Consider the following 23,683-nt stretch of genomic DNA (forward strand, 5'->3'; position numbering starts at 1 on the left):
AGTTCGGCATATTGCGCCAACAGACTGGCACACGCCCCCGGACGACCGTGGGCCGGTACGCCCGGAGCCCGGCACCCAAAAGGGGCCGGGCTCCTCAAACCGCGGGAAACAGCGGTCACTTGTCCTTGTCGTCGGCCTTCTCGGAGGCGGAAGTCGAAGCCGAGGCCGAAGGCTTGTCCGAAGCCTTCTTCGACGACTTGTCCGACGGCTTCCCCGAGGAGGACTGCGACGCCGAGGGCGAACTCTTCGGGTCCGTCGAGCTCTTCGAGCCCTCCGCCGAGTCCTTCGCCGAGTCCTTGACCGAGGCAACGGCTTCCTTCGCCGCCTTCTCGGTGTCCTTCGACAGGTCGGCGGCGTCCGGCGTCTTCTCGCCCGCGAGACCTGAGCCGTTGTAGTTGACCGTCACCACCACGTTGTCCACGCGCGAGACGACCGTCTGCTGCTTGGAGGTGACGTCCTTCTTCTTCTCCTTGTACGTGCTGTCGAAGCGCACCAGCGTCGCCTCGTCACCCGTACCCGACACCGGCTCCGTCTTGACGCTCTTCGCGCCCTCCGTCGCCTGGGCGTCCTTGACCTGCTTCGCGTAGTACGCCGACGCCAGCTTGTCGCCGCTGCCCCGGTTCACATCCGAGTCGAAACGGATCATCGAGACATTCAGCCAGCGGAACTGGGAGCCCTTGACCCCGTTGTTCTCCAGGCTCGACCAGGAGCAGTTGTCCCGCGTCGACTCGTCGTCCGACGCGCCCGCCTTGCTGTCGCCCTTCGGCACCAGATCGCCCAGCGTCTTCTTCGACAGCGCCGAGCACGCCTTCGGCAGCGACTTGTACGTCGCCGGAGTCACCTTCTTCGCCGCGTCCTTGGCGGTCGAGGCGGACGTCTTCGCCTCGGACCCGGCCTTCGCCCCGTCCCCGGAGTCGGACCCGGAGTCGGACGAACAGCCGGCTACGACGAGAACCACCGGCACGGCGGCTGCGCAGGCGAGGATGCGGGTGAGTCGCTTGGTCGGACGGTGCATGGTTCCTTCACTAGGACGCTGACAAGAACACGGTCCCGGAAACACGGCGGCTTTCTTCACAAGGCCACCACGAACCCGGGTCCGATGGGCCACCGTACGCCGTAGCCGACCCGCACGCCTCGACTTCCCCACAGCCACGACGGCCGCCCCGCGCCCCCTACTCGCCGAACTTTCCGACCAGCTTCTGCGCCAGTTCCTGCGCTGTGTCCTGCGATTCCTTGCTGTCGGGCGCCTCACCCGGCGTCGCCGACTGCGCCACGTACTGGACGGTCACGAGCGCGTTCGACGTGCGGAACACCACAGTCACCGTCCGGCTCCGGGACGCCGTCGGCCCCGAAAGCGCGTCGTCGATGAACGCCTCGTCGCCGAGCCCCTCCAGCATCCGCGGCTGCAACTCGGCCGACGTCACCGAGGACGAGGGCGAGGTGTCCGGCGACCCGTCGCCGCCCCCGGCCCCGCTGTCGGAACCCGCAGAACCCGCAGAACCCGCGGAACCCGCGGAACCCGCAGAACCCTCTGAGCCTTCTGAGCCCTTGGATCCCCCCGAGCCCTCCGGCTCCCCCACGGCCCCCGTCGACGACGGCGCCGGCAGATCCGCCTTCTCCTCCTTCGAGGCGAACACGTCCTGCGCGCGCGAGTCGTCACTCACCGCGGCGTCGTACGACACCACCCGCTCGAAGTCCAACGTCAGCCGGTGCGTGCCGCCCGCCGCCGAATCGTCCTTCCACCCGCACCCCGCCCGGCGGTCCGTGTCGTACGTGGCCGTCGCCGTGCCCTCGTACGCCTTCTCCCGCGCGCGCTCGTCCGTCAGCGCCTTGATGCCGGGCAGCATCGTGTCCAGCGTCCCCTGGTCGGGCTGACTGCACGGCTCCGGCAGCGTCTGGTACTTGCCGGGCTTGGCCGCCGACGCGGAGGCGCTCACCTCGCCCGGCTTGGAGTCGTCCACGCCGTCGTCGGAACCGGAACTCCCGCTGCACCCGGCGAGCAGCGCCGTCAGGAGTACGGCTACGCCCGGCACGCACGCGTACGACTTCCGCTGCACCGTAAGGCTCCTCTCGGCGGGTTGCGCCTGGTTAATCGGTTGCCGCCGCACGGCGACCGGTGATGACAATGTCTATCGCACGCACCGCTGTGGACGCCGGTCCGTCATCCGTTTCATGGACCTTGGCTCCGGTATCTGCGTTTTCCTACTTCAACTCCAGTAGTTCCGATAGATCCACTAGCTTCAACCACGCCTGCTTTCGGGGGATTTCATGTCGTACGTAGAGGTACCGGGGGCGAAGGTTCCCATCCGTATGTGGGCCGACCCGGCGTCCGTCGACGACGGCGCGATGCAGCAGCTCCGCAATGTGGCGACCCTCCCCTGGATCAAGGGCCTCGCCGTCATGCCCGACGTCCACTACGGCAAGGGCGCGACGGTCGGCTCGGTGATCGCGATGCGGGGTGCGGTGTGCCCGGCGGCGGTCGGGGTCGACATCGGCTGCGGCATGAGCGCGGTGAAGACCTCCCTGACGGCGAACGACCTGCCCGGCGACCTGTCCCGGCTCCGCTCGAGGATCGAGCAGGCGATCCCGGTGGGGCGCGGCATGCACGACGACCCGGTCGACCCGGGCCGGCTGCACGGCTTCGGGACCGCGGGATGGGAGGACTTCTGGGGGCGGTTCGGGGGTGTGGCGGACGCGGTGAAGTTCCGTGAGGGGCGGGCGCGCAAGCAAGTGGGGACCCTTGGCACGGGCAACCACTTCTGGGAGTTTTGTATAGATACGTCCGATTCTGTCTGGATCATGCTGCACTCCGGCTCCCGCAACATCGGCAAGGAGCTCGCCGACCACCACATCGGCGTCGCCCAGAAGCTCCCGCACAACCAGAACCTCGTCGACCGTGACCTGGCCGTGTTCATCTCGGAGACCCCGCAGATGGCCGCGTACCGAAACGACCTCTACTGGGCTCAGGAGTACGCGAAGTACAACCGGTCCATCATGATGGCGCTCTCGATGGATGTTGTTCGACGGGAGTTCAAGAAGGCGAAGGTGACCTTCGAGCCCGAGATCAGCGCGCACCACAACTACGTGAGTGAGGAGCGCTACGACGGCATGGACCTGCTGGTCACCCGTAAGGGAGCGATCCGCGCGGGCTCGGGCGAGTACGGGATCATCCCGGGCTCGATGGGCACGGGTTCGTACATCGTGAAGGGCCTCGGCAACGCGGCGTCGTTCAACTCCGCCTCGCACGGCGCGGGCCGGAGGATGAGCCGGAGCGCGGCCAAGAGGCGCTTCTCGACGCGCGACCTGGCAGAGCAGACGCAGGGTGTGGAGTGCCGCAAGGACTCCGGCGTCGTCGACGAGATCCCGGCCGCGTACAAGCCGATCGAGCAGGTCATCGACCAGCAGCGGGACCTGGTCGAGGTCGTGGCGAAGCTCAAGCAGGTCATCTGCGTGAAGGGCTGAGCCGACAGAAGAGCCCGAGCCGTTGACGGCTCGGGCTCTTGATCACAGAGGCGTCGGCACCTGTCCGGTGCGCAGTCGCCAGAGACGCAGACTGCAACTCTGCAGGGAACGGCCCAGTTCCCCGGCGGCGTCGGCCGCATTGCCGTGCCTGAGGAGCACCCGGTCCTCCCACTCCTTCCAGCGGCGACGGTTCGGGGAGACCTTCATGTCGGTCGGGCGAATCCAGTTACTCAGCGACTCCGCTGAAGCCTGCTTTCGATCCAGAGCGAGGCAACCTGGATAGTAGAAGTGGGCTGCCAGTTCTTGGGACGCCTCTTTGCAGTACAGGACGTTGTAGATCCCGTCCCGCTGGTTGCGGTTGGGGTGCCGTGTAGCCCCGGTGATCTTCTTTGCGTAGAAGCAGAAGTAGGCGGCGATGGCAGTGCTCGCCGTCGTGAGGGAGATGAAAGGCAGGCCTTGCGTCGTGTAGCCGACCGAGCCGTCCGCGTCGATCACGCCGCGCAGATAGTCGCGGCGCGAGAAGGGCACGCCTCGCGGCGGCGCGATCTTCTTGGACTTACGGCCGTAGGGCAGGCCGAGTTTGGTGAGCTTTGTGCGGGCCTCCAGGGCACAGAGTGCCCAAGTCGCCGAGTGATGCGACTTTGCGAAGTTCGTCGACCGGACCCGCTCCGTGATGCTGCTGTTGTAGGGCGTCAGCTCCTGGAATCGGCGCAGGATTTCGACATCCCTGATGTTGATCTCGGCGGACAGCCGACCCTTCTGTCCGGCTCCCTGTGCCAGATGCCCATCCATTTGTAGAAACCCGAACATGTACGCGTACTCGGGTACTTCCAGATCCATGAACCCTGACGCCGGCGCGTTGGGCGGCTCCCAGCCGAGGGCCTCGTCGAATGTGAACTGGTGAGCGCTAAGGGCTGTCCCGTAATCCCTGGTGGATCAGCGCGCGGCGTCAGATGCGGTGCATCGCAAGGCGGAGGAGCGCCCGCATACTGGATGTATTCGGGCGTTTCGACAACGCGGCGAGGTGCCGTAGCTGTCGTCGTGCGCCCGCCAGGGATTACGGGACAGCCCTTAGGCTCGCGTTCAGCCATAAGGAAGCTGCTTTCCTTGATGGTCAGGCCCTCGGCCGGGATTGCCGTCCCGTCGAGGGCCGTTCTGGTTTTCACTTGTCCGGCCCGACGCCAGCCAGCCCGTTCCCTTCCCGTCCGCACTATCGATCACCGTCACTCGTGTGAGTGGCGCCGTGCGTACTTCCATGTCGTGGACGCGAGCGGCGAGGCCCACGTCACTGTCGTGGGCCTCGCCGTCGTGCTGCTCCTGTCTGAAGGACTAGTCCGCGTCGCTCCGCCACAGGTTGCTCGGGTCGTCGCCTGCCTCGTCGAGGATGATCTGCGCGTCCCGTTGGCCCAGTTTGATGGCGCGGTCGATGAACTCCGGCTCGAAGAAGAGGTAGCTGAGGAGTTCGCCCCGGCTGTGGCCCGGCCCGAGGAGGGTCGCGAGCATCGTCAGGTCGGGGTTGGTGAGGCGGCGGGTGCCCCGGAAGTGCGTGTCGAGCACGTACGTGGCGGCTTCGTTGAGCTGGTCCAGCTGGCCGGGGACCGGACCGCCGAAGACGTACTCGATGATGCTGTACTCGCGTCCGAGCGGGCTGACCTTCTTCGCGCCGGCCTTGAGCAGCTCGTCCACCTTGCCGAGCGTGCGGGTGTCCTCCACCATACGGTCGGTCATCAGACCGGTCGTGATCTGCGCGACGACGTCCATGACGGACGGCGCCGGCTCATCGCGCCCGCGCGAGCGGGGCAGATGGCGCAGGGGGGTGGTGGCGATGACCACGACGCGTTTCGCGCCGAGTGAGATCGCCGGTTTGATGGGGGCGTTGAGCCGCACGCTGCCGTCCATGTACCAGCCGCGCGCCGTGTCGATGCGTACGGGCGGGAACGCGCCGGGGATCGAGGCGGAGGCCAGAACGTGGTCCTCGTTCAGGACTGCCTGGGTGTAGTCCACCGCCCGGTCGACGTCCGTCAAGGGCAGCCGCGCGGCAGCGGGCCCCTCGACGAAGACCTCGGTGCGGCCGCTGGAGCAGGCGGTGGTGGCCACCGCGACGGCCTGCACCTCTCCGCTCAGCATATTGGCGTGGAGCTGGTTCCAGTCCACTTTGTTCTTGAGCATGGTTTTCAGTGGACTTGTGTCGAGGAAAGCGGAGAGAGGCTGCGCGGACGGATTCACCAGCCCGGAGACGTATTGCAGCAGGATTCCGGGCAGGGCGGTCGACAGAAACGGTTTGAAGACCTCGTTCTTGGTGATTCCGCGCCAGATCTTGAGCGCTTCGTCCGCCGCCTGTTGCGCGGGCAGGTGGGCGAGCGAGGCGAAGAGCACCGCGTTGAGTGATCCCGCGCTGGTGCCGACGAACGTCCTCGGCCGCTGGCCTGCCGCGTCGAGCTCCGGCAGCAGCGTGGCGAGCATGCCGGCTTCGTACGCGCCGCGGGCGCCCGCTCCTGCCAGGACGACGCTCACCCGGCTGTCATCGGCCGACGCTCCGGACGGTAATGCTGATCCTTTGCTTTCGATTGCTTTACGAGTTCCTTTTTGCGACTCCTCGTATGTTTCGCCTTCGGTCGTGCTCCGTGAAGTCCCGGGGCTCTTCTCGGGCATGACATCTCCCTAATTCTGCCAGGTGGAATTCGTTGCACGCTCTACATTGCGAGGACGGCTACCGATTCGATATCACTGCCGTTGATGGCGCGACGCAATGGGGGAATCGGCCATGCGTGGGGACACGTGCGGGACCCGTGTGACGCCGCATGGCACTCTGTGGCCCATGCTCGTCGCCCGCTCCGTGTCCCTGTTCGTGCTCGCCGCCCTGTTCGAGATCGGCGGTGCGTGGCTGGTGTGGCAGGGGGTGCGGGAGCATCGCGGGTGGGTGTGGATCGGTGCCGGGGTGATCGCGCTCGGCCTGTACGGGTTCGTGGCGACGCTGCAGCCGGATGCCGAGTTCGGGCGGATCCTGGCGGCGTACGGCGGGGTGTTCGTGGCGGGTTCGATCGCGTGGGGCATGGTCGCGGACGGGTACCGGCCGACCCGCTGGGACGTGGCCGGAGCGCTGATCTGCCTGGTCGGCATGGCCGTGATCATGTACGCGCCCCGGGGAGACTGAGGGCCGGGACCGGCCGGGACGTACGCTGGACGGCGTCGATCGTTCGCACAGCCGTCCTGTTGTCCGAGGAGTAGCTCATGGCCCCCGCAGCGTCTTCCCGTATCGCCGTCGTCACCGGCGCGAGCAGCGGTATCGGCGCGGCGACCGCGCGGCAACTGGCCGCCGCCGGGTACCGGGTGGTGCTCACGGCCCGCCGCAAGGACCGGATCGAGGCGCTGGCGGAGGAGCTCAACGGCGCGGGGCACCAGGCCGCCGCGTACGCCCTCGACATCACCGACCGGGCGGCCGTCGACGAGTTCGCGACGGCGTTCAAGACGGTCGGGGTGCTGGTGAACAACGCGGGTGGCGCGCTCGGCGCGGACTCCGTGGCGTCCGCCGACCCGGAGCAGTGGCGCCAGATGTACGAGACGAACGTCATCGGCACGCTGAACGTCACGCAGGCCCTGCTGCCCGCGCTGACCGCGTCCGGTGACGGCACGGTCGTGGTCCTGTCCTCGACCGCCGGGCACGGCACGTACGAGGGCGGCGGCGGGTACGTGGCCGCCAAGCACGCCGAGCACGTGCTCGCGGAGACACTGCGCCTGGAGATCGTGGGCACGCCGGTCCGGGTCATCGAGGTGGCGCCCGGCATGGTGAAGACGGACGAGTTCGCGCTGACCCGGTTCGGCGGGGACGAGGAGAAGGCGGCGAAGGTGTACGCGGGCGTCGCGCAGCCGCTGACGGCGGACGATGTCGCGGACACGATCACGTGGGCGATCACCCGGCCCAGCCACGTCAACATCGACCTGCTGGTGGTCAGGCCGCGTGCCCAGGCCTCCAATACGAAGGTCCACCGTGAGCAGTGATGCCCCGGACCCGTTGGACGTGCTCCAGCGGGAGTACGACCAGCGCCGCCTCGCCCAGGAGAGGAAGGGCGAGCGGTACATGTGGTGGTACCTGGGCTACTTCCTCTTCGGGATCCACATCGTGGCGTTCGTGATGATCTACGCGATCCACCACGCGAAGTAGGACCGGGCGGCCGCTTCTACGAGGTCGGGTACGAGGTCGGCGGGACGCCCACCGTTGATGTGAAGTCGCGGACGAGGTGGGCCTGGTCGGCGTAGCCGAGGTCGGCGGCGAGGGCGGCCCAGTCCACGTCGGTGCGGGTGCCGGCCGCTTCGACGGCCTCGTGGATGCGGTAGCGCAGGATGCACCACTTGGGGCTGACGCCGACGTATCCGCTGAAGAGCCGCTGCAGCGAGCGGACCGACAGTCCTTCGGCGCGTGCGAGGTCGGCGACGCGGCGCACTCCGCGCTCGGCGCGGATCCGGGCGACGAGGCCGCGCGCGAGCTCGGCGGCCGGGTCCGGTTCGGCCGGGGCGAGGGGCAGGAGGCAGGCGTCGAGAGCGGCGATCCGGGCGGGGTCGTCGGCGGGGCCCACGACCGCGGCCACGTCGGTGGGCGGGAAGACCTCCTCGTAGGGCAGCGCGCGGCCCGTCCACTCGGCGACCGGCACGTCCGGCGCGAACGGCCGGAACGCCCCCGGCCAGAACTTCGCCCCGCAGACCCGGCCGCGCCCGCCGATCTTGCGCGTGTAGAGCCCGGGTGCGGCGACCCCGGTGAGCTCCCCGTAGGGCGGGCCGTCCTCCTCGTCCCACTGGAACGTCAGGTTCACGGACGGGTGCGGCACGATGTGCGAGGCGTACGGCGCGGGCAGGTCCCAGTCGATGAGCCAGTAGTTCTCGACGTACGGACGCAGCGCCTCGGCGGGTTCGTGCCGCCGGAAGCGCACGCGTGTGAGCAGCGCGGACGGGTCGACGATCCCGCGGGTGCCGCCGGGTGTGGACTGATCCCGATCCATGGCCGGATCGTACGGCGGGGCACTGACAGCGTCGCGTTTGTTCAAGAGGTGCGGGCGCCGGACTCGTAGCGTCGGGGGTATGGACAAAAACGACACGCAGGAGCAGCAGAAGGCGTACCCGTACGGGATCGGGGAGCTGATGGCCATGGCGGCGGAGCGGGCGGTGCCGGTCGTGGCCGGTATCGGCGACCCGGCGCTCACCGCGCCCACCCCGTGCGCGGACTACGACGTGAAATCCCTGGTCAACCACCTTTTTCAGGTGGTCGTGGAGTTCCAGAAGCTGGCCGTGAAGAAGGACGCCGACTTCTCCGTGACGGCGGACCGGGTGGCGGAGGGCGCGGACTGGCGTGAGCGGTTCGCCGGTGAGGCGCGGGCGCTGGTGGCCGCGTGGTCGGCGCCGGGCGCGGAGGAGGGGACGAGCGGCGCGATGAACATGCCGGCGCGGCTGGTCGGCTCGATGGCGCTGCTGGATCTGACGGTGCACGCGTGGGACCTGGCGCGGGCCACGGGTCAGTCGTACGAGGCGCCGCCGGAGGTGGTGAAGCCGCTCGCGGACGCGGTGGCGGAGCTGTCGCCGACGGCCAAGGCGATGGGGGTGTTCGGGGAGCCCGTGGAGGTGGGCGCGGACGCGTCGGCGTTCGACCGCCTGCTGGGGGCGACGGGCCGTCGGCCCTGAGGGGTGCGGGGAATACCGCGCCCGCGCTCACCGTTCCGGGGTATAGTTGAACCGTCAACAACCCCGGGAGGGTGAGCAGCATGCAGTTCGGGATCTTCACCGTCGGTGACGTCACGACCGACCCGACGACCGGACGCGCGCCGAGCGAGCACGAGCGCATCAAGGCGATGCTCGCCATCGCGCAGAAGGCCGAGGAGGTCGGCCTCGACGTCTTCGCCACCGGCGAGCACCACAACCCGCCGTTCGTGCCGTCCTCGCCGACGACGATGCTCGGCTACATCGCCGCCCGCACCGAGAACCTGATCCTCTCCACCTCCACGACGCTGATCACCACGAACGACCCGGTGAAGATCGCCGAGGACTTCGCGATGCTGCAGCACGTCGCGGACGGCCGGGTCGACCTGATGATGGGCCGCGGCAACACCGGCCCGGTCTACCCCTGGTTCGGCAAGGACATCCGCGACGGCATCGACCTCGCCATCGAGAACTACGCACTCCTTCGCCGCCTGTGGGACGAGGACGTCGTCACCTGGAAGGGCAAGTTCCGCACGCCGCTGCAGTCCTTCACCTCGACCCCGCGCCCGCTGGACGGCGTCGCGCCCTTCGTGTGGCACGGCTCCATCCGCTCGCCGGAGATCGCCGAGCAGGCCGCGTACTACGGCGACGGCTTCTTCCACAACCACATCTTCTGGCCCGCCTCGCACACCAAGCAGATGGTGAACCTGTACCGGCAGCGCTACGCCCACTACGGGCACGGCACCCCCGAGCAGGCGATCGTCGGGCTCGGCGGCCAGGTGTTCCTGCGCAAGAACTCGCAGGACGCGGTGCGCGAGTTCCGCCCCTACTTCGACAACGCGCCGGTCTACGGGCACGGCCCGTCGCTCGAGGAGTTCACCTCGCAGACGCCGCTGACCGTCGGCTCGCCGCAGGAGGTCATCGAGCGGACCCTGTCCTTCCGTGACTACGTCGGCGACTACCAGCGCCAGCTGTTCCTGATGGACCACGCGGGCCTGCCGCTGAAGACCGTCCTGGAACAGCTCGACCTGCTCGGCGAGGAAGTCGTGCCGGTGCTGCGCAAGGAGTTCGCCAACAAGCGCCCGGCGAACGTGCCGGACGCGCCCACCCACGCCGCCCGCGTCGCCGCCAAGTCGGCGGTTTCTGAAGGGAGTTCGGAATGAGGCTCGTCGTCGTATCGGCGGGGCTGAGCTCGCCGTCCTCGACGCGGCTGCTCGCCGACCGGCTCACGGCCGCGACCGTGGGGCTCGTCGATGCCGAGGTGGAGGTCGTCGAACTCCGCGACCTGGCCACGGAGATCGCCCAGCACTTCGTGACCGGGTTCCCGCCCGCCCGGCTGGCCGCCGCGCTCGACGCGGTGGCCGCGGCGGACGGCCTGATCGCCGTGACCCCGGTGTTCGCGGCGTCGTACAGCGGACTGTTCAAGTCGTTCTTCGACGTCATCGACAAGGACGCGCTGACCGGAAAGCCGGTCCTCGTCGCCGCGACCGGCGGCACGGCCCGGCACTCGCTGGTCACCGAGCACGCGCTGCGCCCGCTCTTCACGTACCTGCGTGCCCTCGTCCTGCCGACCGCCGTGTACGCGGCGTCGGAGGACTGGGGCGAGGAGGGCCTGCAGCGGCGGATCGCCCGCGCGGGCGCAGAGCTGGCCCGGTTCATGGCGCCTGCCGCGTCGGACGCCGGGCCGGACGTCGACACGGCCGCCGCGATCGCGCCCCGCTCGCTGACGGGGGCGATCACGTCGGTGGACCCGGCGGACGGCTTCGAGATCGTGCCGTTCGAGCAGCGACTGGCCGCTCTGCGGTCCGAGTAGCTGAAGCCGCGAGCCGCGCCATCTACGGGTTGAGCAGCTGCAACCTGTACGGGACCGGTGCCTTCCACGCCGTCCAGCCGCCGGTGCCCGGCAGTTCGTACGGGGTCCAGTCAAGGGCGTACCGCGGGGGCCGGTCGCCCGGCGCGGCGAGAACGGCGGTGGGACGTTGCGCGGCCCGGCGCAGGAACGCGTCATGGGTCGTGGAGCGGTTGTTGCCCTTCGTCTGCGCCGAAGCGCAGCCCGCCGCATAGCCGATGGGCAGCGCGCGCGGGCCCGTGACCAGGCAGGGCGGTGTCAGGCCCATCGCGCGCAGGCCCCGCGCGGCCGCGACGTAACGGGCGACGGTGTGTCCCGTCGAGTCGACCTGCCGGTTCAGCACGACGAACTGTGAGGTGAGCTGGAGCGCGACGAGGGCCACCGCCGCGACGGCGAGGGCGGGCTTGCGCCGCATCCGCCGCATCAGCACCGCCACCGGCAGGGAGAGCAGCGCGTACGACGGCAGCAGGAAGCGCGGCGCCGAGTAGCCGATGAGCAGGAGGTACGGGACCGCGAGCGCGGCCGCGCAGGCCACCGGCACGAGTGTCGCGGGGACACGGCGTCCGGCGATGTGCCGTTTCTCGCCCCGCGGCCCGGCGATGCGGCGCTCGTGGAGAGCGACGTACACCGCCGCCGCGGCGAGCAGCGGCAGCACGAGCCACCAGAGGGCGAGTCCGGGGTCCGTCGGAGAGCCCGCCGTGCACGGTCGGCACAGCAGCGGCCCGTTCACGGAGCGCCAGGCCGTGCCCAGGTTCAGGTGCAGGCCCATGTCGCCCTCGGTGGCGCTGGACACGCGCAGCCGCTCGGGCACCCCGCCCCAGCGGACGTACGCCTCCACGACCCACTGGGCGAGCCCCGCCGCCAGGCCCGCCGCGAGGAACGGCAGGGTGCGGCGCCGCTCGCGCAGCAGCAGGGCGGCGACGGCGAGCGGCAGCACCAGCCACACCGCGTCCGGCGCCCGGAACAGGGCGACCGCCGCGACGCACCCGGCCAGCCACAAGTCCCGGCCCCTGTCCGCGCCCTTGCCGTCGGCTCGCAGGAACCAGCCCACGGCGCCGACCGAGCCGAACGCCACCCACAGGTTCGGCATGGCCATCGCGCCGGACAGCACCGTGATCCACAGTCCGGCGAAGAGCAGCGCCGCGAGCGCCGCCGTGCGCGCCCCGACCAGCGGCCGCCACACGCGGAACGCGGCGTACAGCGCGGCCGACGACAGGACGGCGAGGGCGATGCGGAGCACGACCGTCGAGTCGGTCACCGCGACGAGCGGCGCCGTCAGCAGGCTCGTACCGCGCGATCGCGGTGCGCTGAAGAAGACGGCCGGATCGCGTGGGTCGTACTGCGATACGTACACCGATTCGTCCCAGCCGAGACCGTGCCCCAACCGGGGGACGACCAGGATGAGTTGGGTGAGGCAGTAGAGAACGGCGACGATCGCGAGCAAGCCGTCCCCGCGCGGCGCGGCGCGGGAGGCGGGCCGCCACCGGATGACCCGACGTGCCCGGCCCACCGCCTCCCGCTCCGTGCCGGTGCCCCTGCCGCCGGTCGTAGCGGCAGGGGCACCGGACCTGGCAGCTTGCACCGCGCGCGTCCTACGAGCTTCCGGGCTGTGCTGCGCCGTGGGTCCGACTGCGTCGGCGGTCATGCGGCGTCCCCCCTGGACCGCCCGGCCGCGCACGGCGTACCGAACGGACCTTTCTGCGCGCCCAGTTGGCGGCCCGAGCGCGGAACCGTTGCCATGCTCGACGATGGCGCGACGCCCGAAGTTCCATGAAAAGGGAGTCATATCGCGCCACAATGGGCGCGGGATCGAAGCGGTGGGCCGAGGCGAGGGCGGCCGCTGCCATCTCCTTGCGGGTCGCCGGATCCTCGATCAGCCCGGCCATCGCCTCGGCGAGCGCCCGCGCGTCGCCGACCGGGACGAGGCGTCCGTCGACGCCGTCTGTGACGATCTCGGCGGGGCCGAGCGGCGCGTCCGTACTGACCACAGGCACCCCGCAGCGCATCGCCTCGACCAGCGTCATGCCGAACGACTCGGCGTCGGAAGCGCTCACCACGAGGGACGCCTTGGCGAACTCCGGCTCGATCGGTGAGACCGTGCCCATGAGCCGGGCCCGTCCGGTCAGCCCGAGACCGCCGACCAGCGCCCGCAGATGCGGTTCCTGCGGGCCGCCGCCGTAGATCCGCAGCTCCCACTCGGGTTCCTTGGCTGCCACCGCGGCGAACGCCTCCAGGAGCAGGTCGTAGCGCTTGCCAGGGGCGAGCCGCCCCGCCGCCGCGATGATCTTCGTTGTGCCGTCGGAGGGCGGGACGGCGGCCGGCGGCACGATGTTGGGCACGGCGAGCACCCGCACCCCCGGCAGTGTCATCCGCGCCCGGTACACCGCCGCGTCCGCCTCCGTCATCGTGACGAGCGCGTCGAGCTGCCGGTAGTGCCGGGCGAGCGTGGCGCGCAGCTTCTTGCCGTGCGCGTCGTGCCGCAGGTGTTCCTGCCCGATCCGCAGCGCCTGCCGCGGACCCCACAGGGCGAGATAGACGTTGATGCCGGGCCGGGTGCCGACGACGACGTCCGCGGCGCAGTGGTCCTGAAGATAGGCGCGGACCCGCCGGTCGTGCAGGAGCGTGTACTGCTTGTACCGCTTCTCGGCGGCCGGGTAGTCCCGCGACGGCTGCCCGAAGGCGGGCTCACGGGTGTCCGCGCCGCCGGCCCGCGTGTCCACCAGCGGTACGAGGGTGATCCGCGGGTCGACGGCGAACCGGGGCTTCTCGCGGTGCCGCGACATCGACACGATCTCCACCTCGTGACCGCCGTGCTCCACGAGCGCGGCGGCGAGGTTGAGCGTGGTGCGTACGGTGCCGCCGACGGCGTAGGCGTTGTGCAGCAGGAACACGATCTTCATACGTAGTGCCTTCCCCCGCGGGCGATCGGTACGAGCCCGCGCACCCCTCGATGTACCGGGACAGCCTGCGGTGAGCAGGTAAGCCGCCGTTCCGCGCCGGGTGAGAGGCGGGTAAGAAGCCCACTGGCCGACGTCTGATCAGGCGATGTGTCCAGGTGGGCGGGGCACACTGGCTGCGTGTCGTACTCCGCCCCGACCTCTTCGCCGTCCGCGCCCACCGTGCTGCTCGCCGAGGACGACCGCGCGATCCGCAACGCGCTGGCCCGCGCCCTGACCCTGGAGGGATACGCCGTCACGGCCGTCGCCGACGGCGTCGAGGCGATCGCCGCCGCGCACCGTACGAAGCCCGACATCCTGGTCCTCGACGTGATGATGCCGGGCATCGACGGCCTCCAGGTCTGCCGGGTGCTGCGCGCCGAGGGCAACGGCACGCCGATCCTCATGCTGACCGCCCTCGTGGAGACCCCGGACCGGATCGCGGGTCTCGACGCGGGCGCCGACGACTACGTGGTAAAGCCGTTCGACGTGGAGGAGGTCTTCGCCCGGCTGCGCGCCCTGCTGCGCCGCACGGCGGCGGCACCCGCCCCCGGTCCTGGCCCCGCCACCGGCCGGCAGGTCGTCGCCGCCGATCTGCGCATCGACCCGGCGGCCCGGCGGGCCTGGCGCGCGGCGCGCGAGCTGGAGCTGACCCGCACCGAGTTCGACCTGCTGGAACTGCTGGCCCGCAACCACGGCATCGTCCTCGACCACGCCACGATCTACGACCGCATCTGGGGCTACGACTTCGGCCCCGGCTCGAAGAACCTGGCGGTCTACGTCGGTTACCTGCGGCGCAAGGTGGACGAGCCGCACGGGGTGCCGCTGATCCACACGGTCAGGGGCGTGGGTTACGTGCTGAGGGAGGGGTGAGGTGAGCGCCGACCGCACGCCGCCCTCCAGGAACCGGCGGGCGAGAAGCCTGCGCACGACCCTGGCCATCTCGTTCGCCGCCGTGGCGGCCGGCGTCACCGCCCTGGTCGGGTTCCTGTCCTACGACGCGGCGGCGCGCCTCGTCCGGGTGGATCAGCAGGCCGTCTTCGACGAGGTGGTGCACGGCCTGCGCGGGCAGGTGCGGCAGCAGACCTTCACGCCGCACGACTTCACCTCCGGCGACCCGGACCACGACGGCCCCCGTGACGACCTGTCCCGCCCGGCCGGAACGGATGTCCAGGTGCTCGGCCCGCGCGGCGTGCTCGTCGACCGGGGCAACCCGCGGCTGCCCGTCGACGCCGCCGCGCGCCGGGTCGCCGGTGAGAGGGCCGCGGGCACGGTGAGCGAGGACGACGACGTGGAGATCGACGACGACGCCTACCGCATGGCCACGGTCGCGCTCGGCGACGGGCGCGGCGCCGTGCAGGTCGCGCAGGAGTTCAGCGACACCGAGGACCTGCTGCGGGAGCTGCAGAAGCGGACGGTGCTCCTCGCCGGGGCGGTGGTGATCACCGCGGGCCTGGTCGGCTGGTGGCTGGCGCGCCGCGTCACCTCCCGCCTGGTCCGCCTCGCGGAGACCGCCGAGGTCGTCGCGTCCACCGGGCGGCTCGATGTCGCGGTGCCGGTCGCGGGCGGCGACGAGGTGGGCAGCCTGGGCCGCTCCTTCGACCGGATGCTGGGCCGGCTGGCCCGCTCCGTGGAGGACCAGCGGCGCCTGGTCCAGGACGCGGGCCACGAACTCCGTACGCCGCTGACCTCCCTGCGGACGAACATCTCCCTGCTGCGCCGCATCGACGAACTGCCGCCCGCGGCCCGCGAGGAACTCGTCGCCGATCTGGCCCAGGAGTCCCGCGAACTGACCGACCTGGTCAACGAGTTGGTGGACCTCGCGGCCGGCAAGGGCGACGACGAGCCGGTCGTCGAGGTGGCCCTCGCGGACACCGCGGAGGACGTCGCGGCGCCGGCCCGCCGCCGCACCGGCCGCACCGTCACCGTCCGCTCCGAGGGCGACACGACGATCGCGGGCCGCCCCGCCCAGCTGCAGCGGGCCCTGACCAACCTCGTGGAGAACGCCGCCAAGTTCGACGCCGACGGCACCGCCCCCATCGAGATCGTCGTCAGCCGCGTCTCGGGCGGCGTCCGCGTGGAGGTCCTGGACCGCGGCCCCGGCTTCGACGAGGGCGACAAGGGCGACACCGACCGCGTCTTCGACCGCTTCTACCGAGCCCCCGCGGCCCGCAGCCTGCCCGGCTCGGGCCTCGGCCTGTCGATCGTGCGGGAGGTCGCGGCGGGCCACGACGGAGTGCCGTTCGCCGCGCGGCGGGCGGGCGGGGGAGCGGTCATCGGGTTCACGGTGAAGGGGGCCGCGCGGACCGCCGGGCACGGTGCTTGATACGGCCCGGTACGGGAAACGGCTCAGGGCCCGGGCTTGACGCGGACCGTCAATCAGCTGGCCGCCCGGCGACCGGCCCGGCACGATGTCGGACATGCGCTTCTCCGTCAACATCCCGAACTTCGGTGACTTCGCCGACGCCCACACCGTCGCCCGCACGGCCGTCGCCGCCGAACAGGCGGGCTGGGACGGCCTGTTCGTCTGGGACCACGTCGTGCACGACAAGCGGGAACAGCGCGGCAAACCGTTCGGTGACCCCTGGATGCTGCTCACCGCCGCCGCGCTCGCCACGTCCCGGCTGAAGGTGGGCCCACTCGTCGCCGCAGTGCCGCGCTACCGGCCCGAACAACTCGCCCGGCAAGTAGCCACGTTGGACGCGCTCAGCGGCGGCCGGGTGATCCTCGGCGCGGGGCTCGGCGGACCGGCCGACGACGAGTACGGCAGCTTCGGCGACACCGTCGACCGGGCGGTGCACGCCGAACGCCTCGACGAATCACTGGAGTTGCTCACCCGGTACTGGACCGGCGAGAGCGTCGAGCACACCGGCTCCCACTACCGCGTACACGAGACGGCCCTGCTGCCCGCCACCACGCAGCGGCCCCGCCCGCCCGTGTGGATCGGCGGCTTCTGGCCGCACCGCCGGCCCATGCGCCGCGCGGCCCGCTGGGACGGCGCCGCCCCGCTGTTCACGACCGCCCTGCACGGGGTCCCGCCCCGCCCCGACGAACTCGCGGACGTCGTCGCCTACGTACAGCAGCACAGGGAGTTCCCCGACGACCCCTTCGACATCGTCGTCGGCGGCCTCAGCCCCGCCGACAAGGCCGGGGCCCTCGACGTCATCGGCCCGCTGGCCGACGCGGGCGCCACCTGGTGGGACGAGCGGCAGCTGCAGACGGGCGGCACCGTCGACTCGTACGAGGCCGTGCTGCGCCGCATCGAGGCGGGGCCGCCGCGGCTGTGACCCGGGGAGCCCGATCGCTCAAAGGCGGGCTCTCAGGTCAGGACCAACCAGCGCCGCCCGTCGAGGAGTTCGCGTGCCGCGTCCAGGTGACCGGCGTGGCACGCGGTCTCCGTGACGACGTGCAGCAGGAGGTCGCGCAGCGTGTGCAGATGAGGCTCGCCGAAGAGGTCGCGCGGCCACCAGGCCAGCGGGGCGTCCGCGGTCGCGGCGGCGGTGACGACGGCGTCCGCCAGCTCCGTCTCCGCGCGGTAGCGGGCGAGCACGGCGTCGGGTGAGGTGCCGGGCGCGACCTGCCAGGCGTCCTCGATGCCGGCCAGGGAGGCGATGACGCCGTGATTGCCGCGGAAGACGGCCTGGAACCAGAACCGCTCGACGTCGAGCGCCAGATGCTGGACGAGCCCCAGACAGCTCCAGCCGGACGGCAGTACGGGCCGGTGCAGCGCGTCGGCTTCGAGTCCTTCCAGGATTCCCAGGACGTGCCGGCGCTGTCCGTGCAGAGCGGACAGGAGCGCCCGGATCTCCGGGTCCCGTGCTTCGGGCGGTGCTTCGGAAGCGCTCACGGTCACTCCGGAGTCACGGCCACACCAGGCAGTACGCCTGATGCCCCGCGTCGTGCAGACGGTGGCTGAAATCCTGCCATTCGTGCAGGAGTTGGTACACGTTGAAGGCGTCGCGGGGGCCGCCGCGGTCGGGGACGGTCGACCAGATGAACGCCGCCGCGCCCACGGACTCCTCGCCGACGCCGCGCAGCGGGTCGACGACCGTCATCGGCAGTTTCACCACCGCGTAGTCGGGGTGCAGGACGACCAGCTCCAGCGGGGGAACCTTGTGCAGGGGTATGCCCTCGATGCCGGTGAGGACCATCGCCGCCACCGTCTCCGGCTTGATCTTGGTGAACATGCCGCCCATGCCCAGCTCGTCACCGCCGAGCTCCTCGGGGCGCATGGAGATCGGGACGCGGGCCGCCGTCGCACCGTCGGGCGCGCCGAAGTACTTGTACGTCACCCCCACCCGGCCACCATTCCCGCTGCCCGTCGCTCTCTGGATCCGTCCCGCCGTGTCGGCCGTGTCGGCCGTGTCGTCGAAGGCCTCGCGCCGGTGCTTTCCCCGCCGGGCACGCCGGGGACCCAGGTCGTCGGTCCCCTCACCCAGTCCGCCACCACCGCGATGCATATCTCCACCCGACTGCTGTTCTCAGGGCGCCCGGCCCCTTTTCTAGGCCGCGCGACCGCCCACGCGCAACCCGATGATCGTGTCAGTGACCTCCCCCACGGTCACCCGGTGAAACGTCCGAGTGAAACAACTGCGCGAGTGGCCGCCCCCGCCGCCGTACAGAAGCAGTACGGACGCAGCACAGCCGGAAGCCGTGCAGCGCACTGACAGCCTGAGTCTATGGCGCCCGGGGTCCGTGCGAAGGGGGCTGAGGAAGCGGGCCGTACGCTGAGAGGCATGGCAGAGGCGAACAACACCCCCTATCCCTTTGAGGCACCTGTTTCACAGGGGCTCTTCGACCGTGCGGCCGTGGTCACGCCCGGCGGCGTGAACTCTCCGGTGCGCGCGTTCCGGGCCGTGGGCGGTACGCCCCGTTTCATGGTGTCCGGTACCGGTCCGTACCTGACGGACGCCGACGGCCGCGAGTACGTCGACCTCGTGTGCTCGTGGGGGCCGATGATTCTCGGCCACTCCCACCCCGAGGTGATCGCGGCTGTTCAGGACGCCGTCGCCCGCGGCACCTCCTTCGGTACGCCGGGGGAGGGCGAGGTCGCGCTCGCCGAGGAGATCGTCGACCGGATCGCGCCGGTCGAGCAGGTCCGCCTGGTCTCCTCCGGCACCGAGGCGACCATGTCCGCGATCCGGCTCGCCCGCGGGTTCACCGGCCGGGCCAAGGTCGTGAAGTTCGCCGGCTGCTACCACGGGCACGTGGACGCGCTGCTCGCCGCCGCGGGCTCGGGCGTCGCCACGCTCGGCCTGCCGGACACCCCCGGGGTCACCGGCGCGCAGGCCGGCGACACGATCGTCCTGCCCTACAACGACCTGGACGCCGTGCGCGCCGCTTTCGCCGCGCACCCCGGCGAGATCGCCTGCGTCATCACGGAGGCCTCGCCCGGCAACATGGGCATCGTGCCGCCGCGGGACGGCTTCAACGCCGGGCTGAAGGCCGCCTGCCAGGAGGACGGCGCGCTGTACATCTCCGACGAGGTGATGACCGGTTTCCGTACGTCGAGGACCGGCTGGTTCGGCGTCGACGGTGTCGTGCCCGACCTGATGACCTTCGGCAAGGTCATGGGCGGCGGCTTCCCCGCCGCGGCCTTCGGCGGTCGCGCCGACGTCATGGCGCACCTCGCGCCGGTCGGCCCGGTCTACCAGGCGGGCACCCTGTCCGGGAACCCGGTCGCCACCGCGGCGGGCCTCGCCCAGCTGCGCCTTCTCGACGACGCCGCGTACGCGAAGGTCGACGCGGTCAGCGAGCAGCTGCGCGCGCTGGTCACGGAGGCGTTCACCAAGGAGGGCGTCGCGCACCGGCTGCAGAACGCCTCCAACATGTTCTCCGTCTTCTTCACGAAGACCTCCGACGAACCGGTCCTGGATTACGAGGATGCGAAGGCGCAGGACTCCTTCCGCTACACCGCGTTCTTCCACTCGATGCTGGAGCAGGGCGTCTACCTCCCGCCGTCGGCGTTCGAATCCTGGTTCGTCTCGACCGCCCACGACGAGCGGGCGGTCGAGCGCATCGCCACCGCGCTCCCGGCGGCCGCGCGCGCGGCCGCGGAGGCCACGGCATGAGTGAGAGAACGGACAAGAGCGGTAAGGGCATGGGTGAGAGCGGCATGGGCGAGAGCGGCATCGGCAAGGGCGGAGTCGGCAAGAGCGACGAGGACATCACCGTCGTCCACCTGATGCGGCACGGTGAAGTGGAGAACCCCTCGGGGGTCCTGTACGGGCGGCTGCCCGACTACCACCTCTCCGAGCTGGGCCGGCAGATGGCCGACCGGGTCGCCGAGCACCTGTCCGCCCGCGACATCACGCACGTCGTCGCCTCCCCGCTGGAGCGGGCGCAGGAGACGGCGACGCCGATCGCCAAGGCGCACGGCCTCGATCTGGACAGTGACGGCCGGCTCATCGAGGCGGCCAACGTCTTCGAGGGCAAGACCTTCGGAGTCGGCGACGGCGCGCTGAAGAACCCGGACAACTGGAAGCACCTCGTCAACCCGTTCAAACCGTCGTGGGGTGAGCCCTACGTCGAGCAGGTCGTGCGGATGATGGGCGCGCTCGACGCCGCCAAGGACGCGGCGCGCGGGCACGAGGCGGTGTGCGTCAGTCACCAGCTGCCGATCTGGATCGTGCGCAGCTTCGTCGAGAAGCGCCGGCTGTGGCACGATCCGCGGAAGCGGCAGTGCACGCTCGCCTCGCTCACCACGTTCACGTACCAGGGCGACCGCATCGTCTCGGTCGGCTACACGGAGCCCGCGCGTGATCTCGTCCCCGCCCATCTGCTGGCGGGTGCCAAGCCGGTGAAGGGCGCGCAGGGCGGCAAGGCGTTCGGCGCCTAGGGCCCTGGCGCTCGCACCCCGGAGATTCCCCGGCCACGGGCCGCCGTCACACGGCGGCCCGTGCCATTTCCTGTCAAACCACCGCAAATACCCGTGACTTGTCGGAACCCGCGCGTTCGTTGAACCCTCTAACTGTGTGCCCGCCATGCATGAGGACGGGGCGCAATGAATGGGGACGATATGCGCGATGTCAGTCGTAGGGGACTTCTCGGTCTGGGTGCCGGGACGGCGGCCGCGGCGGCGCTCGCCGGGTGCGGATCGGGTGGATCCCCGACTGTCTCGCCGGGCGGACACGGCGGCTCCGGGCACTCCGGCAAGCCCGGGCGGCCGACCGCCAAGCCCATCGGGGACGGCTCGACCTCGTACACCGGCAAGCAGCCGCACCAGCCCGCGGCGCCCGAGCGGCTCGAACCGGGGCAGAAGCCGCCGCAGTTCGTGATCTTCTCCTGGGACGGCGCGGGCGAAGTGGGCAACGGCCTCTTCCCGCGCTTCCTCGAGCTCGCCAAAAACCACGGCGCGCACATGACCTTCTTCCTCTCGGGCCTCTACCTGCTCCCGGAGTCGAAGAAGCGGCTCTACCACGGTCCGAACAACGCGGTGGGCGCCTCCGACATCGGCTACCTCACCGACGAGCACATCAAGGCGACGCTCAAGCACGTGCGCCAGGCCTGGCTCGACGGGCACGAGATAGGCACGCACTTCAACGGGCACTTCTGTACGGGCTCGGGGACCGTGGCCAACTGGACGCCCCAGCAGTGGCGCAACGAGGTCGACCAGGCGAAATCGTTCGTGAAGCAGTGGCGGACCAACTCGGGCTGGCACGACCTGCCCTCGCTGCCCTTCGACTACGACAAGGAACTCGTCGGCGGCCGTACCCCCTGCCTGCTCGGGCAGAACAATCTGCTGCCCACCGCCCGCGAGCTCGGCTGGCGCTACGACGCGTCCTCGCCCGGCGGCCGGCAGCGCTGGCCCGACAAGGAGCAGGGCGTCTGGGACCTGCCGCTGCAGGCCGTCCCGTTCCCCGGGCACAGCTTCGAAGTGCTGTCGATGGACTACAACATGCTGGCGAACCAGTCCGTCAACTCCACCAAGGCCCCCGCGTACAACTACCCGGGCTGGCGCAAGCAGGCCACCGAGGCGTACATCGCCGGATTCAAGCGGGCCTACGAGACGAACCGGGCGCCGTTCTTCATCGGCAACCACTTCGAGGAGTGGAACGGCGGCATCTACATGGACGCCGTCGAGGAAGCGCTCAAGCACATCGCCGCCACCGCCGAGAAGCACCACGACGTACGCCTCGTCTCCTTCCGGCAGTATGTCGACTGGATGGACGCGCAGGACCCCGAGGTGCTCGCGCGGCTCCGGACACTCGACGTCGGTCAGCAGCCCGCCGAAAGCTGGCGCAAGCTCCTTGCGGAGCCGGTGACAAACCCCTCCTGAAATGGGCTTTTCCGTCCATGAGGGGGGTGCGGAAGATCCCCTAAACAGACATGCGAAACTTTTCACATGAGTGCCGCCTGCAGCGCCCCGCGCAACTCCGCGACCACGCGCCGCGCCGCCAAGCTGACCGTGGGAGCCGCCGTCGCGGCCCTGGCGCTGACGGCGTGCGGCTCCGGCGGCACGTCCGGGGGCGGCAACAACACGAACTTCGTGACCAGCTCCGGCGGTATCGCCACCGTCAAGAAGGGCGAGCGGCACGACGCCCCCGACCTGACCGGTGACGACCTGGAGGGCAAGACCCTCGACCTCGCCGACTACAAGGGCAAAGTGGTCGTGCTGAACGTCTGGGGCTCGTGGTGCCCGCCCTGCCGCGCCGAAGCGCCCAACTTCGTCAAGGTCGCCAAGGCCACCGCGAAGCAGAACGTGCAGTTCCTCGGCATCAACACCCGTGACACCAGCACCAGCCCGGCCAAGGAGTTCGAGAAGAGCTTCGACGTCTCGTACCCGAGCTACTACGACCCCACGGGCAAGCTGCTCCTCAAATTCGAGAAGGGCACGCTCAACCCGCAGGCCATCCCGTCCACGATCATCGTGGACCGGGAGGGCAAGATCGCCGCTCGCTCGCTGAAGCCGCTCAGCGAGGAGAGCCTGCGGGACATGCTCGATCCGGTAGTCGCGGAGAAGTGAGCGACGGTGTCCCCCACGCTGGTCACTCTCGCCGCCTACGACAGTGAGAACGCCACCATCCTGAGCGGCGCGCTGCTCCTCGCCATCCCCGTGGCTCTCCTCGGCGGCCTGGTCTCCTTCTTCTCCCCGTGCGTGCTCCCCCTCGTGCCCGGCTACCTCTCCTACGTCACCGGCGTCACCGGCACCGACCTGATGGAGCAGCGGCGGGGCCGCATGGTGGCCGGCGCCAGCCTCTTCGTCCTCGGCTTCACCGCCGTGTTCGTCTCGGGCGGCGCGCTGTTCGGCTACTTCGGGCAGACGCTGCAGGAGTACCAGGGCGTCCTGAACAAGGTGCTCGGCGCCTGCATGATCCTCATGGGCGTGTTCTTCATGGGGCTGATGCCGTGGATGACCCAGCGCGAGTTCCGCATCCACAAGAAGCCCGTCACCGGGCTGGTCGGCGCCCCACTGCTCGGCGCCCTGTTCGGCATCGGCTGGACGCCCTGCATCGGCCCGACCCTCGGCTCGGTGATCGCGCTCTCCTCGCAGCAGGGCAGCGCCGGTCGCGGGGCCATACTGACTGTCGCGTACTGCCTCGGCCTCGGCGTGCCCTTCGTGCTCGCCGCGGTCGCCTTCCGCAAGGCTCTCGGCGCCTTCGCCTGGGTCAAGAGGCACTACGTATGGGTGATGCGCATCGGCGGCATCATGATGATCCTGACCGGACTCCTCCTGCTCACGGGCGCTTGGGACAGCCTCGTAGGACAGATGCGGACCTGGTCCACCGGCTTCCAGGTGGGAATCTGATCC

The 23,683-nt window shown here is 70.3% G+C and carries 24 protein-coding genes; 15 read left to right on the forward strand and 9 right to left on the reverse strand.

Going from position 1 to position 23,683, the window contains the following annotated elements:
- Window positions 1–115: 115 nt before the first annotated feature.
- Entirely contained in the window at window positions 116–1,015 is a 900-nt protein-coding gene (locus ACIREE_RS06790) for a DUF3558 domain-containing protein (protein WP_404147317.1), read from the reverse strand.
- 157 nt (window positions 1,016–1,172) lie between these two features.
- Window positions 1,173–2,057 (reverse strand): DUF3558 domain-containing protein, encoded by an 885-nt coding sequence (locus ACIREE_RS06795; RefSeq protein WP_404147321.1) that lies wholly within the window; start codon window positions 2,055–2,057, stop codon window positions 1,173–1,175.
- 211 nt (window positions 2,058–2,268) lie between these two features.
- On the opposite strand from ACIREE_RS06795, the gene ACIREE_RS06800 reads away from it, so the two are divergent.
- Entirely contained in the window at window positions 2,269–3,462 is a 1,194-nt protein-coding gene (locus ACIREE_RS06800) for an RtcB family protein (protein ID WP_404147324.1), read from the forward strand.
- Between the two features lie 42 nt (window positions 3,463–3,504).
- Here ACIREE_RS06800 and ACIREE_RS06805 read toward each other — a convergent pair whose 3' ends face one another.
- Together ACIREE_RS06805 and ACIREE_RS06810 are read right to left on the reverse strand one after the other, a co-directional pair.
- Window positions 3,505–4,302 carry an LAGLIDADG family homing endonuclease gene (locus ACIREE_RS06805; RefSeq protein ID WP_404147326.1) on the reverse strand — a complete coding sequence of 266 codons (798 nt, stop codon included), beginning with the start codon at window positions 4,300–4,302 and terminating at the stop codon, window positions 3,505–3,507.
- Between the two features lie 489 nt (window positions 4,303–4,791).
- The gene (locus tag ACIREE_RS06810; RefSeq protein ID WP_404147329.1) at window positions 4,792–5,976 is read right to left on the reverse strand and encodes a patatin-like phospholipase family protein; all 1,185 of its coding nucleotides are present in this window, start codon (window positions 5,974–5,976) and stop codon (window positions 4,792–4,794) included.
- Between the two features lie 304 nt (window positions 5,977–6,280).
- Between ACIREE_RS06810 and ACIREE_RS06815 the strand changes: the two genes are divergently transcribed.
- The 3 genes from ACIREE_RS06815 (at window position 6,281) to ACIREE_RS06825 (ending at window position 7,624) form a co-directional block, all read left to right on the forward strand.
- Entirely contained in the window at window positions 6,281–6,616 is a 336-nt protein-coding gene (locus tag ACIREE_RS06815) for a YnfA family protein (RefSeq protein ID WP_404147331.1), read from the forward strand.
- A 77-nt stretch (window positions 6,617–6,693) separates the two neighbouring features.
- Window positions 6,694–7,461, forward strand: a complete 768-nt coding sequence (locus ACIREE_RS06820) for an SDR family NAD(P)-dependent oxidoreductase (protein ID WP_404147334.1) — start codon at window positions 6,694–6,696, stop codon at window positions 7,459–7,461.
- The gene (locus ACIREE_RS06825) at window positions 7,451–7,624 is read left to right on the forward strand and encodes a hypothetical protein (protein WP_404147336.1); all 174 of its coding nucleotides are present in this window, start codon (window positions 7,451–7,453) and stop codon (window positions 7,622–7,624) included. The genes ACIREE_RS06820 and ACIREE_RS06825 overlap by 11 nt, the downstream gene beginning before the upstream one ends.
- Before the next feature lie 16 nt (window positions 7,625–7,640).
- On the opposite strand, the gene ACIREE_RS06830 is transcribed toward ACIREE_RS06825, so the two are convergent.
- Entirely contained in the window at window positions 7,641–8,456 is an 816-nt protein-coding gene (locus tag ACIREE_RS06830; RefSeq protein ID WP_404147339.1) for a DUF6597 domain-containing transcriptional factor, read from the reverse strand.
- Between the two features lie 79 nt (window positions 8,457–8,535).
- Here ACIREE_RS06830 and ACIREE_RS06835 point away from each other — a divergent pair, with 79 nt between their 5' ends.
- The 3 genes from ACIREE_RS06835 to ACIREE_RS06845 all read left to right on the forward strand — a co-directional run bounded on the left by ACIREE_RS06835 (window position 8,536) and on the right by ACIREE_RS06845 (window position 10,960).
- Window positions 8,536–9,132 carry a TIGR03086 family metal-binding protein gene (locus ACIREE_RS06835; protein ID WP_404147342.1) on the forward strand — a complete coding sequence of 199 codons (597 nt, stop codon included), beginning with the start codon at window positions 8,536–8,538 and terminating at the stop codon, window positions 9,130–9,132.
- An 80-nt stretch (window positions 9,133–9,212) separates the two neighbouring features.
- Window positions 9,213–10,310: an LLM class flavin-dependent oxidoreductase gene (locus ACIREE_RS06840; protein WP_404147345.1), complete on the forward strand. Its 1,098-nt coding sequence runs from the start codon at window positions 9,213–9,215 to the stop codon at window positions 10,308–10,310.
- The gene (locus tag ACIREE_RS06845; RefSeq protein ID WP_404147348.1) at window positions 10,307–10,960 is read left to right on the forward strand and encodes a CE1759 family FMN reductase; all 654 of its coding nucleotides are present in this window, start codon (window positions 10,307–10,309) and stop codon (window positions 10,958–10,960) included. Before ACIREE_RS06840 ends, ACIREE_RS06845 begins: the two co-directional genes overlap by 4 nt.
- A gap of 22 nt (window positions 10,961–10,982) precedes the next feature.
- On the opposite strand, the gene ACIREE_RS06850 is transcribed toward ACIREE_RS06845, so the two are convergent.
- Together ACIREE_RS06850 and ACIREE_RS06855 are read right to left on the reverse strand one after the other, a co-directional pair.
- Window positions 10,983–12,578: a hypothetical protein gene (locus ACIREE_RS06850; protein WP_404147351.1), complete on the reverse strand. Its 1,596-nt coding sequence runs from the start codon at window positions 12,576–12,578 to the stop codon at window positions 10,983–10,985.
- A gap of 10 nt (window positions 12,579–12,588) precedes the next feature.
- Entirely contained in the window at window positions 12,589–13,896 is a 1,308-nt protein-coding gene (locus ACIREE_RS06855; protein WP_404147354.1) for a glycosyltransferase family 4 protein, read from the reverse strand.
- Window positions 13,897–14,073: 177 nt separating this feature from the next.
- Between ACIREE_RS06855 and ACIREE_RS06860 the strand changes: the two genes are divergently transcribed.
- The 3 genes from ACIREE_RS06860 (at window position 14,074) to ACIREE_RS06870 (ending at window position 17,219) form a co-directional block, all read left to right on the forward strand.
- A complete protein-coding gene (locus ACIREE_RS06860) occupies window positions 14,074–14,805 on the forward strand; it encodes a response regulator transcription factor (protein WP_404147356.1) in 732 nt (243 codons plus the stop codon).
- Between the two features lies 1 nt (window position 14,806).
- A complete protein-coding gene (locus tag ACIREE_RS06865; RefSeq protein WP_404147358.1) occupies window positions 14,807–16,258 on the forward strand; it encodes an ATP-binding protein in 1,452 nt (483 codons plus the stop codon).
- Between the two features lie 94 nt (window positions 16,259–16,352).
- Window positions 16,353–17,219, forward strand: a complete 867-nt coding sequence (locus ACIREE_RS06870; protein ID WP_404147360.1) for an LLM class flavin-dependent oxidoreductase — start codon at window positions 16,353–16,355, stop codon at window positions 17,217–17,219.
- A gap of 32 nt (window positions 17,220–17,251) precedes the next feature.
- Here ACIREE_RS06870 and ACIREE_RS06875 read toward each other — a convergent pair whose 3' ends face one another.
- Complete coding sequence (locus ACIREE_RS06875) at window positions 17,252–17,779, reverse strand: DUF664 domain-containing protein (RefSeq protein ID WP_404147363.1); 528 nt, start codon at window positions 17,777–17,779, stop codon at window positions 17,252–17,254.
- Window positions 17,780–17,792: 13 nt separating this feature from the next.
- Complete coding sequence (locus ACIREE_RS06880) at window positions 17,793–18,392, reverse strand: hypothetical protein (protein WP_404147365.1); 600 nt, start codon at window positions 18,390–18,392, stop codon at window positions 17,793–17,795.
- Between the two features lie 276 nt (window positions 18,393–18,668).
- On the opposite strand from ACIREE_RS06880, the gene hemL reads away from it, so the two are divergent.
- The 5 genes from hemL to ACIREE_RS06905 all read left to right on the forward strand — a co-directional run bounded on the left by hemL (window position 18,669) and on the right by ACIREE_RS06905 (window position 23,680).
- Complete coding sequence (hemL, locus tag ACIREE_RS06885) at window positions 18,669–20,003, forward strand: glutamate-1-semialdehyde 2,1-aminomutase (RefSeq protein ID WP_404147367.1); 1,335 nt, start codon at window positions 18,669–18,671, stop codon at window positions 20,001–20,003.
- 44 nt (window positions 20,004–20,047) lie between these two features.
- Complete coding sequence (locus tag ACIREE_RS06890; protein WP_404148190.1) at window positions 20,048–20,770, forward strand: histidine phosphatase family protein; 723 nt, start codon at window positions 20,048–20,050, stop codon at window positions 20,768–20,770.
- A 180-nt stretch (window positions 20,771–20,950) separates the two neighbouring features.
- A complete protein-coding gene (locus ACIREE_RS06895) occupies window positions 20,951–22,210 on the forward strand; it encodes a hypothetical protein (RefSeq protein ID WP_404148193.1) in 1,260 nt (419 codons plus the stop codon).
- Window positions 22,211–22,276: 66 nt separating this feature from the next.
- On the forward strand, window positions 22,277–22,897 hold the full coding sequence (locus tag ACIREE_RS06900) for a TlpA family protein disulfide reductase (RefSeq protein ID WP_404147370.1): 621 nt from the start codon (window positions 22,277–22,279) through the stop codon (window positions 22,895–22,897).
- A 6-nt stretch (window positions 22,898–22,903) separates the two neighbouring features.
- The gene (locus ACIREE_RS06905) at window positions 22,904–23,680 is read left to right on the forward strand and encodes a cytochrome c biogenesis CcdA family protein (RefSeq protein ID WP_404147373.1); all 777 of its coding nucleotides are present in this window, start codon (window positions 22,904–22,906) and stop codon (window positions 23,678–23,680) included.
- The last annotated feature ends 3 nt before the right edge of the window (window positions 23,681–23,683 follow it).

The organism is Streptomyces sp. NPDC102467, assembly GCF_044765445.1.
Classification (GTDB): Bacteria; Actinomycetota; Actinomycetes; order Streptomycetales; family Streptomycetaceae; genus Streptomyces.

Coding starts and splice junctions, on each gene's coding strand:
- ACIREE_RS06820 (WP_404147334.1), top strand. CDS start 6,694: ATGGCCCCCGCAGCGTCTTCCCGTATCGCCGTCGTCACCGGCGCGAGC.
- ACIREE_RS06855 (WP_404147354.1), bottom strand. CDS start 13,896: ATGAAGATCGTGTTCCTGCTGCACAACGCCTACGCCGTCGGCGGCACC.
- ACIREE_RS06835 (WP_404147342.1), top strand. CDS start 8,536: ATGGACAAAAACGACACGCAGGAGCAGCAGAAGGCGTACCCGTACGGG.
- ACIREE_RS06800 (WP_404147324.1), top strand. CDS start 2,269: ATGTCGTACGTAGAGGTACCGGGGGCGAAGGTTCCCATCCGTATGTGG.
- ACIREE_RS06900 (WP_404147370.1), top strand. CDS start 22,277: ATGAGTGCCGCCTGCAGCGCCCCGCGCAACTCCGCGACCACGCGCCGC.
- ACIREE_RS06840 (WP_404147345.1), top strand. CDS start 9,213: ATGCAGTTCGGGATCTTCACCGTCGGTGACGTCACGACCGACCCGACG.
- ACIREE_RS06870 (WP_404147360.1), top strand. CDS start 16,353: ATGCGCTTCTCCGTCAACATCCCGAACTTCGGTGACTTCGCCGACGCC.
- ACIREE_RS06815 (WP_404147331.1), top strand. CDS start 6,281: ATGCTCGTCGCCCGCTCCGTGTCCCTGTTCGTGCTCGCCGCCCTGTTC.
- ACIREE_RS06890 (WP_404148190.1), top strand. CDS start 20,048: ATGGGCGAGAGCGGCATCGGCAAGGGCGGAGTCGGCAAGAGCGACGAG.
- ACIREE_RS06790 (WP_404147317.1), bottom strand. CDS start 1,015: ATGCACCGTCCGACCAAGCGACTCACCCGCATCCTCGCCTGCGCAGCC.
- ACIREE_RS06830 (WP_404147339.1), bottom strand. CDS start 8,456: ATGGATCGGGATCAGTCCACACCCGGCGGCACCCGCGGGATCGTCGAC.
- hemL (WP_404147367.1), top strand. CDS start 18,669: ATGGCAGAGGCGAACAACACCCCCTATCCCTTTGAGGCACCTGTTTCA.
- ACIREE_RS06845 (WP_404147348.1), top strand. CDS start 10,307: ATGAGGCTCGTCGTCGTATCGGCGGGGCTGAGCTCGCCGTCCTCGACG.
- ACIREE_RS06880 (WP_404147365.1), bottom strand. CDS start 18,392: ATGCATCGCGGTGGTGGCGGACTGGGTGAGGGGACCGACGACCTGGGT.
- ACIREE_RS06805 (WP_404147326.1), bottom strand. CDS start 4,302: ATGGATCTGGAAGTACCCGAGTACGCGTACATGTTCGGGTTTCTACAA.
- ACIREE_RS06895 (WP_404148193.1), top strand. CDS start 20,951: ATGCGCGATGTCAGTCGTAGGGGACTTCTCGGTCTGGGTGCCGGGACG.